Source organism: Romboutsia sp. 1001713B170207_170306_H8, from assembly GCF_015550495.1.
In the GTDB taxonomy this organism is placed as follows: domain Bacteria; phylum Bacillota; class Clostridia; order Peptostreptococcales; family Peptostreptococcaceae; genus Romboutsia_E.
On record NZ_JADNAX010000001.1, the window covers coordinates 668,700 to 687,045 of the forward strand.

Consider the following 18,346-nt stretch of genomic DNA (forward strand, 5'->3'; position numbering starts at 1 on the left):
AATTAGTAAAATTATTACTAATAATATAAGTATGATTTTTCTATTTAATTATATGAAATACATAAAGTAGATACATATTTTAAGGAGGTACTAATAAGATGAAAAAATGGGTTTGTACAGTATGTGGATACATTTATGAAGGAGATGCACCACCTACAAAATGTCCAGTATGTGGAGTTGGTCCAGATAAGTTTGAAGAAATGAAAGGTGAATTAAAATGGGCTGATGAACATAGAATAGGAGTTGGACAAGGGTTAGATGATGAAATACTAGAAGGATTAAGAGCTAATTTTATGGGTGAATGTACAGAAGTCGGAATGTATTTAGCTATGAGTAGACAAGCTGATAGAGAAGGCTATCCAGAAGTAGCTGAAGCATATTCAAGAATTGCTTATGAAGAAGCTGACCATGCAAGTAGATTTGCAGAAATGTTAGGTGAAGTAGTTGAAGCAAGTACTAGAAATAATTTAAAAGCTAGAGTAGAAGCAGAATATGGAGCAGCAGAAGGTAAGTTAAAGTTAGCTAAAAAGGCTAAGGAATTAGGACTTGATGCAATTCATGATTCTGTACATGAAATGTGTAAAGATGAAGCTAGACATGGTAAAGCGTTTTTAGGATTATTAAATAGATATTTTGAAAATAAATAAAAATAAAAAAGTAACATACTTATATTTATTGAGTATGTTACTTTTTTATTTTTAATTTTTGGACAAAAAATAACTATTTATACTTAAATAAAATATCATTGCATCCTTAAAATTTTTTAAATCTAAATCAAGTAATTCCTTAATTTTATCTAATCTATATATAAGTGTATTTCTATGTAAAAATAATGATGAAGAAGTTTTTGATATATTTAAATCGTTTTCAATAAATTTAATTCCTGTATGTAGTAAACTTTCATCAATATTTTTTATCTTATCAAAATTCATAAAATAATATAATAATTTATCTTTACATAATGTTGATATATTTTTTTGTAAAATTAAATCTTTAGATGTAATAAACTTATTAGATGGATTACTTTTTAATATTATAGGAAATAGTTCATTAAATAAGTTTATTTTAAAATCTAATTCTTGAATATTATTGATTTTATCTAATTGAAAAATATAAGTATTACAATAAGTTTCTGATTCTATTATTTCACTTGTATCATTATTTATTGTTAGTGGTAATTTTGAACGTATTAATAAATGTTTTTGATATTGTAATATAGTAATATCTTCATATAAGTTATGAAAAATATTACTTAAAATATTAAAATCTAAATTAACTTGGTAAATTAAATAAAAGTATCCATTAGGATCTAAATTTATACTATCACTATTAATTTCAATAATGTATAAGTTATTTTTAAATGTAATTAACTCTTGTCCTTCTTTTAATTTTTGATTTTTATATTCAAATATACTTACCTTTTTATTTATTTCTTTTTCAATAAAACTCTCTAAGTCTATCATTATAATCCCTCCCCCAAAAAATATAAAAAGTAAGGTTAACTACCTTACTTTAATATATCATTTATTATAATATGATACTACCATCTTTTAGACCAAAAACATCAGAACCATTAAAATGTTTACTATTAGAATGATATTGATATCTTAAAAAGGGATCATTAGATGAAACTAAGTCTACATTTGGAGTGGTCCAAGTATTACCAGAATCATAAGAAATACATTCGTATAAGTTAAAATACTCAATCCATTTTATATATAATTTTGATTTATATTTAAATATACTAGGGAAAGCACACATGGGATCCTTACTTAATAATTGCTGATTATAAATTTTAAATGATCTATATTTTAATTGACCTTTTAAATAAGTACAGAAATATTTGCCTGAATTTTTTTCTGAAAAAGTAATATGATAGATTCCACTATCATCAATTAAAGCAGATAAATAAATTTTACTTTTCTTTGAATTAGTTATTTGTACTGGGAAAGACCATTTAAGAAGATTAAAATCAAAAGTAGATACAAAAAGTTCTTCAAATCCATTTACAAGCTTGAAATAAAATATGCTAGGTATATCTTTATTGAATATTACAATAAAATTAGTCATTATATCATAATTAATAATATCAATCCTACTTTTCTTAGATAATTTATCTGAATTATATATATGTATTAAGTAAGCAGAATAAGGATGTTTTTTATTTATAGAATAATAAAATATATGATTATCATTGAATACATATTTTATATAAACAAATTTAATCATAAAATTTATAAAGTCATACTTAAGAATAGAATCAGTATTAATAATTCCATTGGAGATATTTAATTTAAGAAGTTTACCAGCTTTATTATTTATAATTCCATATATAGTGTCATCATGAGTTATATCTAAGCAAATATCAATAAATGAAAATTCACCATCTAATATAGTATGAGATTGTTCTTTACTGGAACTTAAATCTATAGAAGTGTATATAATATTATCATCAAATGTAAATAGATTTAACTCACCTTTAGAACTTTCAATTAGTATTTCAGTTTTATCAATAAAAGACATAATTTTCCTCCGATTAAATAGTTATATTAATTAATATGTTACTAATATGGTAACATGAACCTATTTTAGTCATATATTTTAATAAGGAGAGAATGGAGTCTTTTCTAAAAAATAGACAGGAGTGTGTTATTTATGAACGATATGGAATATAATAACATTTGTCCAGATAATTATGGATGTGATTGCAATAAATACAAAAATGTAAACGACAAGCATCCAATGGAATGTTGTAACCAAGATGAAGAGCCTTTAGATGTAAGTACAGCAAAGTGTATACCAGTTTTATGTGATAGAATATATGACTGTGTATTTCTTGAAGATAAGCAAAGAAAGTTTTTAAAAGATATTAAGTTTACTATAACATCTAAAGGGGATTATAAACAAGGTGAAAAAATTTGCATAGAAAAAACTTTCGTAAAATATAAATGTATAGGGTTAATAGACCAAGAGATAGAATCAAGAATTGATAGTCTAGAAAATGAGATAGAGCTACGAGCTTGTAATGGATCAGAAACTTGTAAGTTTAACCTTGAAGTCAATGGAGAAGTTTGTGATACAAAAGTATATAATATTTACAAAGGAAGTAAGATGCTAGATATAGACTGTTGTGGGTATGAAGGAGAAAAAGTATTAATTGGGGAAGATTGTTTAAAATTCTATATATGCAAAGCTAAAGTAATAGTTAAAGGAAAAATAGGATGTGAACCATTTAGAGCAGAAAGTACAGAATTTACTGGAAAATTAAGTGAAGGATTTGGATTTAAAGAAGTAGATTTATTTGGTAATATATGTTTACCTTGTGGTAAAAATAGAGTTGATTTTCAAGTAATGTATGATGGATGTTTCTCAATAGATTGTATAAGAGCAACACAAACATATTGTGAACCTTATAAAAATAGAAATGCAAGAGAATTTTATGCAGATGCATTCTCAACATTATTGATAACTAAAAAAATATATGCCACAGTAAAAGATGAATTAATAGTTTATACAAATCCAAGAAAAGTAATTTGTAATGATGGAAATATAGATTCAATCTGTGATTATGAGTAATATTTTATAATTAACATAGAGCATAAAATCTCCTTTTTATACATAGGTATAATAAGGAGATTTATTTTTTTAGGAGGAGTTGCTTTGAGTAAGTATGATAAGTCAATTTCTAAGATACTTATAATCTTAGAAAATCTAATGCATGGAGTAGCAAATAGAAAGGATTTTTTTATTGAATTAGAAATAGTAACTAGAGAAGGCAATAAAAGTTTAATTAAATGGAACTCAAATAATAAAGGTAAAACTAAAATTAATAAGAATATGTTAGTAGTAAATGATAAGTCATTGATATCATTAGATGATATTATAAAAATAAAGATATTAAATACTAATATGGATAAAGAAATAAAAGATAGATTAATATATGAAATAAAAGATAGTGTTAAAAGTGAATATAGTCAACAAAATCGTGGAAGAAACTTAAATTATAATAAAAGAAATAACAGTATGTTAAAAGATAGAAAAATAGAATCACTTATAAGAGGTAATAATTCAAATATAAAAACAATAACTTTTGATGGTATAAAAAGAGATAGTATTGGTTGCATAGATAATTTTGATAATATAGATGTGTTAAATAATGGGACAGATATAGATATTAAAAAGGAAAGTGTATTAGGAGATATTGATATATTATCAGAAGATTGTAGTGTAGTATCATCAGTAGATGAAACAAAAGAAAGTGTAGTAAAAAATATAGAATTTGAAGAAAAACTTGTTTTAACTGATAAAGCTAAAGAAATTGAAGTCGCAAAACCAATACAAGTAGAAGAGTTAGATATTGTTACAGATATACAATTAGAGGATTTGAATATATTATCAAATCCTAATAAAGCTAAAGTAATAAAGGATATATCAGAGAGTAAATCAAAAGCAATTATAAATATAGATAAAAATTTTAAAAGTAATATAGTTGGTAATATAGATAAGTCTACACAATTTATTAAGCCAGAAAGAATTAATATTTTAGATATATCTCCAATGAATAATTATATAAATAAAGAGGAGGTGGTAAATAAACCATTAGTACTAGATCCTACTGGAGAAAATTACATAGGCGTTATACTGGATGATGGTACATTTGAACCACTGACAATTACTATGAAAAGTATAACTGTTATGCCAGAAGTTACAGATAATATATTAATTAATATTAATGAAGAAAATATAATAAGTAAAGTTATGGAAGATATAAGCTATGAAACTAATGATTTTTTTAATTCTTTAGACATTCAATATAATGAAGATGTAATAGAGGATAAAGATGATAAATTAAAATCAATGAATGAAGTTATAAAAATGTCCAATAAAAGAATAAAAAATATTTTAAATGAAGATGAGACAGCATTTGTTACGAGTAAAGAATATTTAGAGTCAATTAAGAGTATAAAAGATACTGAAAATACTTTAGTATCTAAAATTAATAATATAAAAAATACAGATGTTATTAATTATGTAAACTCTAATAAGACACAAAAGGATGTAATAGAAGATGTTTTATTAAATAAAAAATGTAATAGTGTTGTTGAGAATATAGAATATAGTAATAGAGCTGTACTTCATCCAAATGAAGAAAATATAGATGGTATTATAGAATTTGTTGGTAATGGAATTATGCTAGTTAATGAAGAACTAGGAATTACAATATACTCTACAGAAAAGATAAAGAATATAAACAATCCCCCTATAAATTAAATATAAGGGGATTTATTCTATTTATTAGAATCCAAATACAGAATTTAAGCAAACAAAGTAAAAACGTAAACGAGGAGATAATAATCCTGCATTTCTAGTATTAAATATAGCTATATCTCCTATTCTTCCAAAATAATCATATCCAGCTAAAGCTAACCAACCAGCAGTAATATTAAGACCACCCATAGAACAATCAATTTGATTTAATATACTTTCATTACAGCAACAATTTTTACAATCTGTATGTTTACATTCATGTAATTCACAATCACCATCGTGTTCGTTTATACATTTATCTAAAGCTTTTTTAAAATCATTATAGTTGGATAAACGTGTTCCCTCAACACCAGGAGTAGGAACAAAACCAATTCCAAAAGCATCTAAGCTACATAAAGATAATCTTTCAACTTTTAAGTCGGGTTCTCCAATTGGCTCTGGAACATAAGGTCTATATACATTAGCTCCACCATTAGGTAATGAAATAAAGCCACAATTACATGGATCAAAGCTAACTGCACTAACTTGTAATAAATCGATATTATCTGGGTTACCTAATAATCCAGCTTCTGGTTTAGCACCTATGAAGTATTCTTTACCTATAAATCCAAATTGAGCATTTGCATCTAATAAAGTTCTAAATTTGTCATTACACAATAATAAATTGAAAAGTATTTCAAAGTCTTTCTCACAACAGCAATCATCTTTTTTTTGATAAGGGTTTCTCATATATTCATCTTTATAATATTCATCTTGGTAGTATTGTCTTTCAGGTTCTCTTTCATAAGAACCTATAGGTATTCTTTCGTAAGAGTTTTCTGGTTCTTTATTATAAGATTTTTCATCATTCCAACCATTTTTGCTCATAATATATATCGCTCCTTAAAAAAATTTGTATTATATAGGCATTATAAACCCTATATATTATATATATTAAATTTAAAGAAATTTGCTACCTAAAACATACAAGCTAAGCTTTATGTCAAATAAGATACTTATTAACTAATTGTTCCTGTTCCAAAGTAAGAGATAGAATCTAAGCAAATAAAGTAAATTCTATTAGGTCTATTAGCTGAAGTATTTTGAAATACAGCTACGTTTCCAAATCTTCCTAAATATCTAGCTTGATATAAAGCTAACCATCCAGCAACTAAATTAATATAATTAGTAATAAAGCCAATTTTATTAAGTATAGAATCATTACAACAACAATCTTTACATTGAGGAATAGTGCAGTCATGGCTATCACAATCAAGTACTTTTTTTAGATTATCTATAAAATTAGTTGCATCTTCGTTATAGTCAAAGACAATAGCATCTAGATTACATAAGGAAACTTGTGCAATTGGCAAAGTTATTTGTTGATCGTCAGCATCATCTGGATTTGTAGCTGTAGGGTATGCTAATGAAGAACTTGATACATTAATATATCCACAAGTACAATTATCAAAACCATCAAAGTTAGCTGATGGAGCAGAAATATTATCATTAAATAAAGTAGCCCAATTAGTATAAAGCTCTAATGTTGTACCAAGTAATAAATTCTTACCAATGAATGCAAAATTAGCACCACTAATACCAGATCTTAATTCATCACATACAAGTATTTTTAAAAGATCATACATATCATCACTGCAACAACAGTCATTATTTTTCTTGTCTTGAAAGTGTGGATCTGGCATGTACATAGGTTTATAATAATCTTCTTCATACTGTTTATTAAAATTAGGTCTTCTTTCACTCCAATAATTTTTACCCATAATAGATATCGACTCCTTGAAAAATTTGTACTATATAGGTCTTTTGATTTCCTATATAGTATATAATATTAAATTTAGAAAAAATTGTTACTAAAAGTGATAAAGAAAGAAGTTGTTGTCGAAAAATGTATAATAATGAATAAATTTATATAAAAAAAGTAAGATATAAATTTGTAGAAAGTTTATATCTTACTTTTTTTATATAGATTAAATTATTGTCATTTCAGTTTCTTTATCAAAAATATGAATATGATTTTTATCCATAGCAAGTTTTATTTTTTCACCGTAGTTAACTCTATATCTACCATCAAACCTTGCTGTAACACTAGAATTACCTAATTTTAAATAAGCATATATTTCAGCGCCCATAAGTTCACTTAATTCAACTTCTGCTTCAAATACAGTATCTAAACTGTTGTCTATGAATAAATCTTCTATATGTATATCTTCAGGTCTTATACCCAATACAACTTCTTTTCCTATATAGTTATTATCTATAAGAGGTTGGCAGTTACCTTTGCTTAAATGCATATTTAAGTTATCATTAAATGCATATATTTCTCCGTTTTTTTCTTCTAATCTAACATCTATAAAGTTCATTTGAGGAGCACCTATAAAGCCTGCAACAAACATATTAGCTGGATGGTCATAAATTTCTTGAGGTGTAGCTATTTGTTGAACTATACCATCTTTCATAACAACTATTCTATCTGCCATTGTCATTGCTTCTACTTGGTCATGTGTTACATATATAAATGTAGTTCCAAGAGATTTATGTAATTTACTTATTTCAGTTCTCATTGATGTTCTAAGTTTAGCATCTAGATTTGATAAAGGCTCATCCATTAAGAAAACTTGTGGATTTCTAACAATTGCACGTCCTAGAGCAACTCTTTGTCTTTGTCCACCAGATAGAGCCTTTGGCTTTCTATCTAAAACCTTTTCAAGATCTAGTATTCTAGCAGCTTCTTTAACTTTTTTATCTATTTCATCTTTTGGCATTTTTCTTAGTTTTAATGCAAATGCCATATTATCGTACACTGAAAGATGAGGATATAAAGCGTAGTTTTGGAATACCATTGCTATATCTCTATCTTTAGGATCAACATCATTTACTAACCTATCTCCTATATGTAATTCTCCAGAAGAAATTTCTTCAAGTCCAGCAATCATTCTTAGTGTAGTAGATTTACCACATCCTGATGGTCCAACTAACACTACAAACTCCTTATCTTGTATATCAATATTAACATTTTTAACAGCATTATATCCATTACTATAAGATTTACAAATATTTGTTAAAGTAACTTTAGACATTTTTAATTCCCCCTAATAAATTTGATTATTAACTTAATCTTTATAATTAAATAATAGTGTGAAAATGTTTTCTAAACAATGTTTATACTAACTAAAAATATTTGTACAAAATGTACAAATGTTTTTAGTTAAGTGTTGTAAATATGAAAATATAGAGTATATAATAGTAGTGCTATAGAATGTAAAAAAATGTAAAAAATAAAGATATTGAGGAAGATAAATGAAATTAAAACATATTTTAGTTATAGATGATAATGTAACTAACCTAAAATTTGCTGAGAAGACATTAAAACCTTACTATAAAGTAAGTTTATTGATTTCAGGAGCACAAACGCTAAAGTTTTTAAGTAAAAACAAGCCAGATTTAATCTTACTAGATATAAATATGCCAGACATGGATGGTTATGAAACAATAAAAAATATAAAGGCAAATCAAGATTTAGAAAACGTACCAGTTATATTTTTATCAGCAATTACTGATAGTGAAAGTGAAGTTCGAGGGATTGAGTTAGGTGCAGTTGATTTTATAAACAAGCCATTTGTACCACAATCTATGTTAAGTAGAGTAAAAATGCACCTAGAACTTAGTGAATATAAGAAAGAATTAGAATCTAAAGTTTCTGAAAAAACTGAAATGATAGAACATTTACAAGATGTAATGATGCTATCTCTTGAAGAATTAGTGGAATGCAGAGATGAAAATACAGGTGGACATGTAAAACGTACTGCTGAATATGTAAGACTTTTAACAGAAGAAATTGTAGACGCTGATTTATATAGTGATATATTAACACCAGAGTATATAAAAGATATTGTTCGTTCAGCTCCACTTCATGACATTGGTAAAATTGGTATAAATGATTCAACTTTGCTAAAAACAACTTCATTAGATAATGATGAGTTTGAATATATGAAAAAACATGTTGAACTTGGAAGTCAATCATTGCAAAAAATGATAAATGAAACAGGAGATGAAAGCTTTTTGTATATAGCCAAGGATATGGCACATTATCACCATGAAAAATGGGATGGTACTGGTTATCCAGAAGGATTAAAAGGTGAAGATATACCAATAAGTGCAAGAATTATGGCAATAGCAGATGTATATGATGCTTTAACTACAAAAAGACCATATAAGGAGCCATTTTCTCATGAAATGGCCGTTAATTTAATAATAGATGGAAAGGGTAAAGGATTTGATCCTAAAATTGTAGATGTATTTGAAAAAATACATTATAAGTTTGAATTAGTAAATTTTTAAATTATAATGATTAAACTATAGAGCCTAGTATTGTAAGGGTAAGTATATAGTTTCTAAGATAGAAGTAGTGTTAAAATACGATAGTGAGGTAAATGTTTATAAATTTTATAACAATGAGACAATATCTATCTGTTTATTTTAATTGAAAGGATAGGTATTATGAGTGATATTATAGATATAAACTTAGAATTAGAAAAACTAAAAAAAGAAAATGAAGTACTCAAAAAACAAAACTTAAGACTAAAAAAAGATATAGAAAATGCAAAACTTCATTTTAAAGAAAAAGATATAATAGATAAAAAAATAAAGCAAATTAAAGAGGAACGATTAGAATATTTTAATTTATTTCTAAAGTTCTGTAAAGAAAGCGTTATAGCTCTTGATTCAGACTTAAGATTTATTTATACAAGTGATAGTTTTTTTAAAATGATAGGTCATGAAAGTAAAGAGAATTTAAAAGGAAAGCATGCATACGATGTATATTCTAAATATAGAGGAAAAAAAAATGGAGAAGAGTTTTGTGATTTATGTAGAGAATGCTTAAAAAATAATGAAACTATAGAAAGACAAATTCAATATAAGAGTAAAATAGATGGATCTACTAAATATACAACTATTACCATATCTCCAGCAACTAATAAAATTGGTGAACTTCAAAATCTTGTTATAGTATTGAAAGATATAACTGCATTTTATGAAATGAAGGAAAAGGCTGAGAATGCAGGTAAAGCTAAAACTCATTTTTTAGCCAATATGAGTCATGAAATAAGAACACCTATGAATGCTATAGTTGGAATGGTTGAGCTTATTATGAGAGAGGATATAAGTGACACAGTAAGAGAACATGTATACAATATAAAGTCAGCAAGTACAAATCTTTTAGGAATTATAAATGATATTCTTGATATATCTAAAGTTGAGTCCGGAAAAATAGAATTAGTTGAAGATGAATATGAGTTTGCATCTATAATAAATGATATTACTAATATGGCTGTTGTTAGAATAGATGAGAAGGATATAGATTTCTTAGTAGAAGTAGATTCAAATATTCCTTATAAATTATTTGGAGATGAGATAAGGCTTAGGCAGATAATAATAAACTTAGTAAATAATGCAATTAAATTCACTAAAAAAGGATATGTAAAGCTAAGAATAGAGTCAAGTAAAATAAATGATAATAAGGTTAGTTTAAGTGTTTCGGTAAAAGATACAGGTATAGGAATTAAGCAAGGTGATTTATGCAAGTTATTTGAATCTTTTAAACAAGTAGACACAAGAAGAAATAGAGATATAGAAGGAACAGGTCTTGGTCTTGCAATATCAAAATCACTTGTTGAGCTTATGGGAGGTAATATTTCAGTAGAGAGTACATATGATAAAGGTAGTAATTTTAGCTTTACTATTACTCAAAAAGTTACGAACTACAAAGGCTTTGCACAAGTAGAAGGAGATAATTTAGAAAAGAATATATTAGTTTATGAAGAAAAATATAGTGATAAAGAATCTATAAGATATATATTTGATAGCTTAAAACTTAAAGCAGATTATTGTAGTGAAAGTTCTATATTCTTGAACATGCTTAAATCTAATAGATATAGTCATGTTTTTGCATCATATAAAATTATAGATAATTATAAAGATTTTATATTAAAAATGAATGCGGATGTAAAACTTATAAGCATGATAAATAGAGGAGAAGAATACCACATATTAGATAATGTTACATATATTCAAAAACCTATTTACTGTTTACCCGTAGCATCTATATTAAATGATGAAAATATATCATTATTATATTCAAAAGATTGTAGTGATAATCAAATATCATTTATAGCTCCAGATGCAAAGATACTTATAATAGATGACAATGCTGTTAATTTAAAAGTTGTATGTGGATTTATGTCGCAGTATGAAATGGAAATGGATACTGCATTTAGTGGGTTTGAAGCTTTAGAAATGGTAACAAAGAAAAAGTATGATATTATATTTATGGATCATATGATGCCAGATATGGATGGTATTGATACTACTAAAGCTATAAGAAGTCTTACAGGAGAATACTACAAAACAGTTCCAATAGTAGCATTAACTGCAAATGCAATAAGTGGAGCGAAGGAGATGTTTTTAGCTAATTCTATGCAAGATTTTTTATCGAAGCCTATAGATAGTAAAAAATTAAATACCATTCTTAAAAGATGGATTAGAGAGGAACTTAAAATACATCCAAGAGAAAGTAGATTAGTAAAAAATACACCAGAAGAAGATAAAAGCATAATTAAACTAGATTTATATGGAATAGACCATGAAATGAGTATGAAAAAAAACAGTCTTGATATAGAAGATTATATTGATATTTTAAAGGTATTTCTAAAAGATGGTAAGTCGAAAGTTGATAAACTAGAGTATTATGCAAGAGAAGAATTAAAAAGATATACTATTGAAGTTCATGCTATAAAAAGTTCTAGTGATAGTATAGGAGCATATGCATTATCAAAACAAGCAAAAATATTAGAATGTGCAAGTAAGTCTGGCGATATAAATATTATTTTTGATAATAATACTGAGTTTATAGCTGAATATATAAAGATACTTAATAGCATAGAAGAAAATATTAATAGATTAAGACATAAACGTGATAATAGTTACTATAACCATAAAGAAGAAATTAGTAAAGATGAGTTAAATAAAACTATACAAGATATAAAGAAGGCCTTAGACAACTTTGATTCTGATATGGCTATTGATCTTTTAAATCAAATTAAGAATACTAAACTAGATAATACATATGAAAAAATTATTGATAAAACACTTGAGCTTATAAATATATTCGAATACGATGAGGCGTTAGAGTGTATAGGAGAAATCAGTTAATAAAATTTTTTTATAAAATGTTTAATATAAATTTTTGCGGGTATAAAATTATTATCTTATTAAATTAGAGATTAAAAATGTAATTATTACATTGGAATATATATATTAGGAGGATAAAGATTATGAAAAAATTCGTATGTACAGTATGTGGATATATTCACGAAGGAGAAACAATAGAAGGATTTGTATGCCCAGTATGTAAAGTAGGAGCTGATAAATTCGAAGAAATGTCAGGAGAATTAAATTGGGCTGATGAACACAGAATAGGTGTAGCACAAGGGGTAGACGAAGAAGTTATCGAAGGATTAAGAGCAAACTTTGTTGGAGAATGTACAGAAGTAGGAATGTACTTAGCAATGAGTAGACAAGCTGATAGAGAAGGATATCCAGAAGTAGCAGAAGCTTATAAAAGAATAGCATTTGAAGAAGCAGAACATGCTGCTAAATTTGCTGAATTATTAGGAGAAGTAGTTGTTGCTGATACTAAAGAAAACTTAAGAGTAAGAGTTGAAGCAGAATACGGTGCAACTGATGGAAAATTAAAATTAGCTAAGAAAGCTAAAGAATTAGGATTAGATGCTATACATGATACAGTTCATGAAATGTGTAAAGATGAAGCTAGACATGGTAAAGCATTCTTAGGATTATTAGAAAGACATTTCGGTAAGCAAAACTAATTATAAGTTTTATTATTCAAATAAATTTAACAATAAAAAATACCTTAAGAACCATAGTTCTTAAGGTATTTTTTATTGTTAAATTTATTTGAATTTGTGTCATTATCAAGTGAGAATATGATATATCATTAAGAAACAATATTGCTATAGTAAAATCATTATAAATTCAAATAATTATAAATTAAAAATAAATTGCAGGCTTAATAGACAAAGTAGTATAATGAAATACATAAACCGACAAATTTAATTAGTAAGATTTATTAAAAAAATACTTTAGCTTATGTTAAATGTATTTTTATCAGGAGGTCAAATAAAATGGCAATTAATGAAAGATTATATTTTAATGGAGACATACTAACACTTGAAGATGAATTATATGCTGAGGCAGTGTTAGTTAAAGATGGTAAAATATTTAAAGTAGGTAAGAGAGAAGATTTATATAAGGAATCAAGTGAAAATGTAGAATTAATAGACTTAGAAGGTAAGACTTTAATACCATCATTTATAGATGCACATAGTCACTTCTCAGGATATGCAAGTGGATTTACACAAGTTAATTTAGCAGAATGTACAAGTTTTGAAGAAATAGCTGAAGCTATAAAGAAATTTATAGAGAAGAACAATGTACCAGAAGGTAAATGGGTTCAAGCTACAGGGTATGACCAAAACTTCTTAGATGAAAGAGTACATCCAACAAAAGAAATATTAGATGTAGTATCTCCAAAAAATCCTGTAATAGCTAAGCAAGCATCAGGACATATGGGAGTACTTAACTCTTTAGGTATAAAATAATTTGGAATAACAGTAGATACTCCAAATCCAGAAGGTGGGTTAATAGAAAAGAAAGATGGAGAACTAACAGGATATATCGAAGAATCAGCGTACTTTGAGTATGTTCAGAAATTACCAATGATATCAAATGAAGAATTCTTTGGTAGTTTAATGAAAGCTCAAGCTGGCTACGCTAGTTATGGTATAACAACAGCTCAAGAAGGATTTGTTGTAGAATTATTAGCAGATGTATATAATTACTTAGCTTATGCTAATATGTTAAATATAGACTTAATTGGATATATGGATATGTCTAAAGCAGAGATATTAAAAGAGAAATTCGCAACAAGTTTAAATAAGTATAATAATCATTTCAAAATAGGTGGATATAAGACATTCTTAGATGGTTCACCGCAAGGAAAAACTGCTTGGATGAAAACTCCATATCAAGGTGAAGAAGAGTATTGTGGATATGGAACTCAAAATGATGAGCAAGTAAAGGCTAGCCTTGAAATAGCATTAAAAGATAATATGCAAATACTAGTTCACTGTAACGGTGATGCTGCTTGTCAGCAATATATAGATCAATATAAAGCTGCAAAAGAATCAACAGGACTAAATAATGACATAAGACCAGTTATAATACATGCTCAATTATTGGATAGAGATCAATTAGATGATGTTAAAGAATTAGGAATGATACCATCATTCTTTGTGGCTCATGTAATGCACTGGGGCGATATACATATAAATAACTTCGGGATAGAAAGAGCACAAAGAATAAGTATAGCTAAATCGACTGGAGATATGGGAATACCATATACATTCCATCAAGATACACCAGTTATAGAGCCTGATATGCTTGAAACTATGCATGCTGCAGTAAATAGAGTAACTAAGAGTGGAGTACTATTAGGTGAAGATGAAAGAATAAGTGCTTTAGATGCATTAAAAGCTGTAACTAAGAATGCAGCATTTCAATATTTTGAAGAAAATATAAAAGGAACTATAGCAGAGGGTAAATTAGCTGATTTAGTTATATTAGATAGAAATCCATTAAAAGTTAATACTAATGAAATAAAAGATATAGTAGTTCTTGAAACTATAAAAGAAGGTAATACTATATTTAAAAAATAATATAATTTTAAAAATTAATATATAAAATAGATGAAGCCTTTTTCATCTATTTTTTTATTTTAATAATAGATAATTGAAAGAGTTTTTATGATTAGGACAAGTTATTACTTCATATATATAACAGAATAATAAATCTGTATATGGAGGTATAAACGTGAGCAATAAAAAAAGTCCAAATCAGATTCTATTCTTTGCATGGCTTACTTGGCTTATAATAACATTAAACTATAGTGCTATGGAATTAACTGAATATAGAATTGAGATAAAACAAAAGCAAATAGAAATTCAAAAAGAGCAAGAAAAAGAAGAAAGAGAAAAAAAGGCTAGAGAATTAGAAGATCAAAAAAAAATGGTTGGAGTTATTCATGAAGCAAAGCAATATACATATGATGCTAGAAAAATACAAGATAAACTAAATACACAGAATTATTCTAATAATGGTAAAAAAATTGTATTTTTAACATTTGATGATGGACCATCAACCACTGTAACTCCTAAAATACTAGAAGTTTTAAAAGAAGAAAATGTTAGGGCAACATTTTTTGTAAATGGAAAAACTTTAGAAAATGGAGGGGAAGATGCAAACGAAATACTTAAAGAATCTTTTAATTATGGAAATGCAATAGGAAATCATTCATATAGTCACGACTACCAAATACTTTATCCAAATAGACATTTAGACATAGATAGTTTTACCGATGATTTTGAAAAAAATGAAGAAGTTTTAAAAAGTGTACTAGGAGATTACTTCTCAACTAGAGTAATAAGATGTCCAGGTGGATATATGTCTTGGAAGGATATGGATAAGCTAGATGAATATTTAGATAAGAATAATATGGCAGAAATAGATTGGAATGCATTAAATGCTGATTCAGAAGGTAAAAAGAAAAATGCTCAAGAGTTGGTAAGTGAAGCAATTAAAAGTTCTAATGGAAAAGAGATTGTGGTTATTTTAATGCACGATACCTATGGAAAAGATGAAACTGCTAAAGCACTTCCTCAGATTATAGAATATTTTAAAGATCAGGGATATGAATTTAAAACATTATCGTAATATTATAAAAAATCTATCACAGAATAATTTTAAATTGTTTATGTGATAGATTTTTTAGGTGAAAATTTAGAATAACTAGTTTATAAAAAGTATATATTATATAAAAAGTATATGTTATAGGGGATTATATGAAATATAGTTTGTATAAGTTGGTAATACAGATAATAGAGAATTTTTACCGAACTGTAGATAGATAAAGGAATACAAATAAGAGTTCAAGGTAGATGTTAAGGAATATACATAAATAAATTTAAATAAAAATATGGAAGCAGCCATATTGGCATACTTCCATATTTTTATTTGAATTTATCTATGCATCTTTAAACTCTGAGCCAGCACCAACTTTTGTTATTTGAACTGCAACCATATCATTGTCACTTCCATTTGTTATGCTATGCCACTCATTTGCTGATACTAATATCATAGCTCCTTCTTTTACGTGATGTTCCTTTTCTCCTACTGTCATAACTCCACATCCCTTTAAGAAAACAAATATTTGTTCTCCGTTTGGATGTTTATGTTCTTTTAGTACTTGATTAGGTCTAAAATAGTAAACTTCAGAAGTCATATCATTACCTGAGAAAACAGGTATCTTAGGAACTACAGAATCATTAAATTGTTCTAATGAACCATCTAGTAAGTTTTTGTGTATTTTTTCCATAATAAACCTCCTACAAACTTTTATATATATTATATTTTCCACATTGAGAATAACTATTCTTAAATAAATTATTAATACAAACTTGATTTAGTATAGAAAAAAATAATAGTCCTATATAATAATTCAATGACCATAATGTCTAGAATATAGTAAAATAGTGCATGTAACAAAATAATCAGGGGGATTTTATAATGATCGTTTGTAAAGAAGTTAGTTTAAAAAAATTAGAGGACAAGCGGAAGAATTGTTTAGAGGAGGATTTTTTTGTTTAGAGGCAGTTGTAAGTGCAATAAGAAGTAATTTTGAGCTTAATATATCATAGGAAGCTATAGCTATGGCGTCAGGATTTCCTGTAGGAATAGGTAGATCTAAATGTCTATGTGGAGAAGTGTTTGGAGATGTTATGGCACTAGGTATGTTCTTTGGAAGAACTAAGCAAGGGGATAAAAAGGTAGAGAAAAATTTAGAGCTTTCTAAAGAATTACACGATTATTTAAAAAATACAAATGGGAAAAATACATTATATTGCCGTATATTAACAAAAGAGTTTGATATGTCTCAAGGAGAGCATAAAGAACAATGTATTTATTTTACAGTATTAGTAGAAAAAGTTGCTGAAATAGTAATAAGAGAGTTAGGTCTTGTAAATATAGATGATAAAAAATTAATAGAAGCTTAACAAATTTGATATTTAGATAAGAGTTAAATTGTGGTAAACTTAAATAATCAGACAAACTATGATCATGGGGGCACACAGATGAATAAAAAGAAAGCTGCAATTTTAACAATATCAGGATACTTAATTGTTATGATAATAGGAGTATTTGCATCTAATCTAATATTAAATTTAATCGGTGGAGTTAGAGTAGATGGAATGCATATTAATGAAAGTAATATAATTAGTAAACTAATTATACAAATACCTCCTACAATTTTTATATTATATTTTATAAATAAATATTATGGATGGAAAAATGTAGGATTTTCAAAAATTAATGAAGGTGGACTAATTTGGTGTATACCATATGTTGTTGTAATATTATGTATGTTGAGTAAGTTTATATCGGAAATTTTAAAAAATATACAATCATTTACCACAATGACTTGTATTACAATAATATGTACATTTATAGGAGCATTTTTAGCAGGATTTTCAGAGGAAGTTATATTTAGAGGTGTGTTCCTAAACTCATTTAAAACAAGAAGATCTGCAATCGGAGCAATGATACTTAGTAGTTTAGGATTTTCAATCATGCACTTAACTACTATAGTTATGGGAATACCTTTATTAGATGTAATTACTAGAGTTATAAATTCAAGTTTACTAGGTTTTGCTTTTGTAGGATTAGTTATAAAGGTAAATAATATATGGCCAATAATAATTTATCATGTTATTTGGAATTATATAATAATGGTATCTAGTGCAATTGGATTAGAGATATCTAGCATAACTTCAATTTGTAATATATTAAATTTAATAATGGCTATTATATTATGGATTATAATAATAAAGGATGAATTACATAGAAATAAATTTGTATACCATATAGATAATCTTTTAGATTAAAA

15 protein-coding genes and 1 pseudogene are annotated in these 18,346 nt (G+C 26.5%); 10 read left to right on the top strand and 6 right to left on the bottom strand.

The features are described from left to right. Window positions 1-98 precede the first annotated feature (98 nt). Window positions 99-647, top strand: a complete 549-nt coding sequence (locus I2A66_RS03190; protein WP_122639390.1) for an NADH peroxidase — start codon at window positions 99-101, stop codon at window positions 645-647. Window positions 648-698: 51 nt separating this feature from the next. Here I2A66_RS03190 and I2A66_RS03195 read toward each other — a convergent pair whose 3' ends face one another. Both I2A66_RS03195 and I2A66_RS03200 read right to left on the bottom strand, forming a co-directional pair. Next, window positions 699-1,463, bottom strand: a complete 765-nt coding sequence (locus I2A66_RS03195; RefSeq protein WP_147515411.1) for a PucR family transcriptional regulator — start codon at window positions 1,461-1,463, stop codon at window positions 699-701. A 64-nt stretch (window positions 1,464-1,527) separates the two neighbouring features. Then, complete coding sequence (locus tag I2A66_RS03200; protein WP_122640045.1) at window positions 1,528-2,523, bottom strand: hypothetical protein; 996 nt, start codon at window positions 2,521-2,523, stop codon at window positions 1,528-1,530. A 132-nt stretch (window positions 2,524-2,655) separates the two neighbouring features. Here I2A66_RS03200 and I2A66_RS03205 point away from each other — a divergent pair, with 132 nt between their 5' ends. Both I2A66_RS03205 and I2A66_RS03210 read left to right on the top strand, forming a co-directional pair. Next, window positions 2,656-3,576: a hypothetical protein gene (locus I2A66_RS03205; protein ID WP_122640044.1), complete on the top strand. Its 921-nt coding sequence runs from the start codon at window positions 2,656-2,658 to the stop codon at window positions 3,574-3,576. A gap of 84 nt (window positions 3,577-3,660) precedes the next feature. Then, window positions 3,661-5,271, top strand: coding sequence for a hypothetical protein (locus tag I2A66_RS03210; protein ID WP_195250939.1), 1,611 nt, complete (start codon window positions 3,661-3,663; stop codon window positions 5,269-5,271). A gap of 24 nt (window positions 5,272-5,295) precedes the next feature. Here the strand turns inward: I2A66_RS03210 and I2A66_RS03215 are convergent, their stop codons facing one another. From I2A66_RS03215 to I2A66_RS03225, 3 genes are all read right to left on the bottom strand, one after another. After that, window positions 5,296-6,135, bottom strand: coding sequence for a CotA family spore coat protein (locus I2A66_RS03215; RefSeq protein ID WP_122640042.1), 840 nt, complete (start codon window positions 6,133-6,135; stop codon window positions 5,296-5,298). Between the two features lie 131 nt (window positions 6,136-6,266). Further along, window positions 6,267-7,028, bottom strand: coding sequence for a CotA family spore coat protein (locus tag I2A66_RS03220; RefSeq protein WP_122640041.1), 762 nt, complete (start codon window positions 7,026-7,028; stop codon window positions 6,267-6,269). 207 nt (window positions 7,029-7,235) lie between these two features. Beyond that, a complete protein-coding gene (locus I2A66_RS03225; RefSeq protein WP_122640040.1) occupies window positions 7,236-8,345 on the bottom strand; it encodes an ABC transporter ATP-binding protein in 1,110 nt (369 codons plus the stop codon). Window positions 8,346-8,565: 220 nt separating this feature from the next. Here I2A66_RS03225 and I2A66_RS03230 point away from each other — a divergent pair, with 220 nt between their 5' ends. The 5 genes and pseudogenes from I2A66_RS03230 to I2A66_RS03250 all read left to right on the top strand — a co-directional run bounded on the left by I2A66_RS03230 (window position 8,566) and on the right by I2A66_RS03250 (window position 16,116). After that, entirely contained in the window at window positions 8,566-9,606 is a 1,041-nt protein-coding gene (locus tag I2A66_RS03230) for a response regulator (RefSeq protein ID WP_147515409.1), read from the top strand. 159 nt (window positions 9,607-9,765) lie between these two features. Continuing rightward, window positions 9,766-12,477 carry an ATP-binding protein gene (locus tag I2A66_RS03235; RefSeq protein WP_195250941.1) on the top strand — a complete coding sequence of 904 codons (2,712 nt, stop codon included), beginning with the start codon at window positions 9,766-9,768 and terminating at the stop codon, window positions 12,475-12,477. A 122-nt stretch (window positions 12,478-12,599) separates the two neighbouring features. Beyond that, window positions 12,600-13,154, top strand: a complete 555-nt coding sequence (locus I2A66_RS03240) for a ferritin family protein (RefSeq protein ID WP_122640037.1) — start codon at window positions 12,600-12,602, stop codon at window positions 13,152-13,154. A 315-nt stretch (window positions 13,155-13,469) separates the two neighbouring features. Further along, window positions 13,470-15,062 (top strand): annotated as a pseudogene (locus I2A66_RS03245) (amidohydrolase). A 154-nt stretch (window positions 15,063-15,216) separates the two neighbouring features. Further along, complete coding sequence (locus I2A66_RS03250) at window positions 15,217-16,116, top strand: polysaccharide deacetylase family protein (protein WP_243113368.1); 900 nt, start codon at window positions 15,217-15,219, stop codon at window positions 16,114-16,116. 310 nt (window positions 16,117-16,426) lie between these two features. Here I2A66_RS03250 and I2A66_RS03255 read toward each other — a convergent pair whose 3' ends face one another. After that, window positions 16,427-16,777, bottom strand: a complete 351-nt coding sequence (locus tag I2A66_RS03255) for a cupin domain-containing protein (RefSeq protein ID WP_122640035.1) — start codon at window positions 16,775-16,777, stop codon at window positions 16,427-16,429. Between the two features lie 334 nt (window positions 16,778-17,111). Between I2A66_RS03255 and I2A66_RS03260 the strand changes: the two genes are divergently transcribed. Beyond that, window positions 17,112-17,456 (top strand): C-GCAxxG-C-C family protein, encoded by a 345-nt coding sequence (locus tag I2A66_RS03260; protein ID WP_330615441.1) that lies wholly within the window; start codon window positions 17,112-17,114, stop codon window positions 17,454-17,456. Window positions 17,457-17,534: 78 nt separating this feature from the next. After that, window positions 17,535-18,344, top strand: a complete 810-nt coding sequence (locus tag I2A66_RS03265) for a CPBP family intramembrane glutamic endopeptidase (protein WP_122640034.1) — start codon at window positions 17,535-17,537, stop codon at window positions 18,342-18,344. Window positions 18,345-18,346 lie beyond the last annotated feature (2 nt).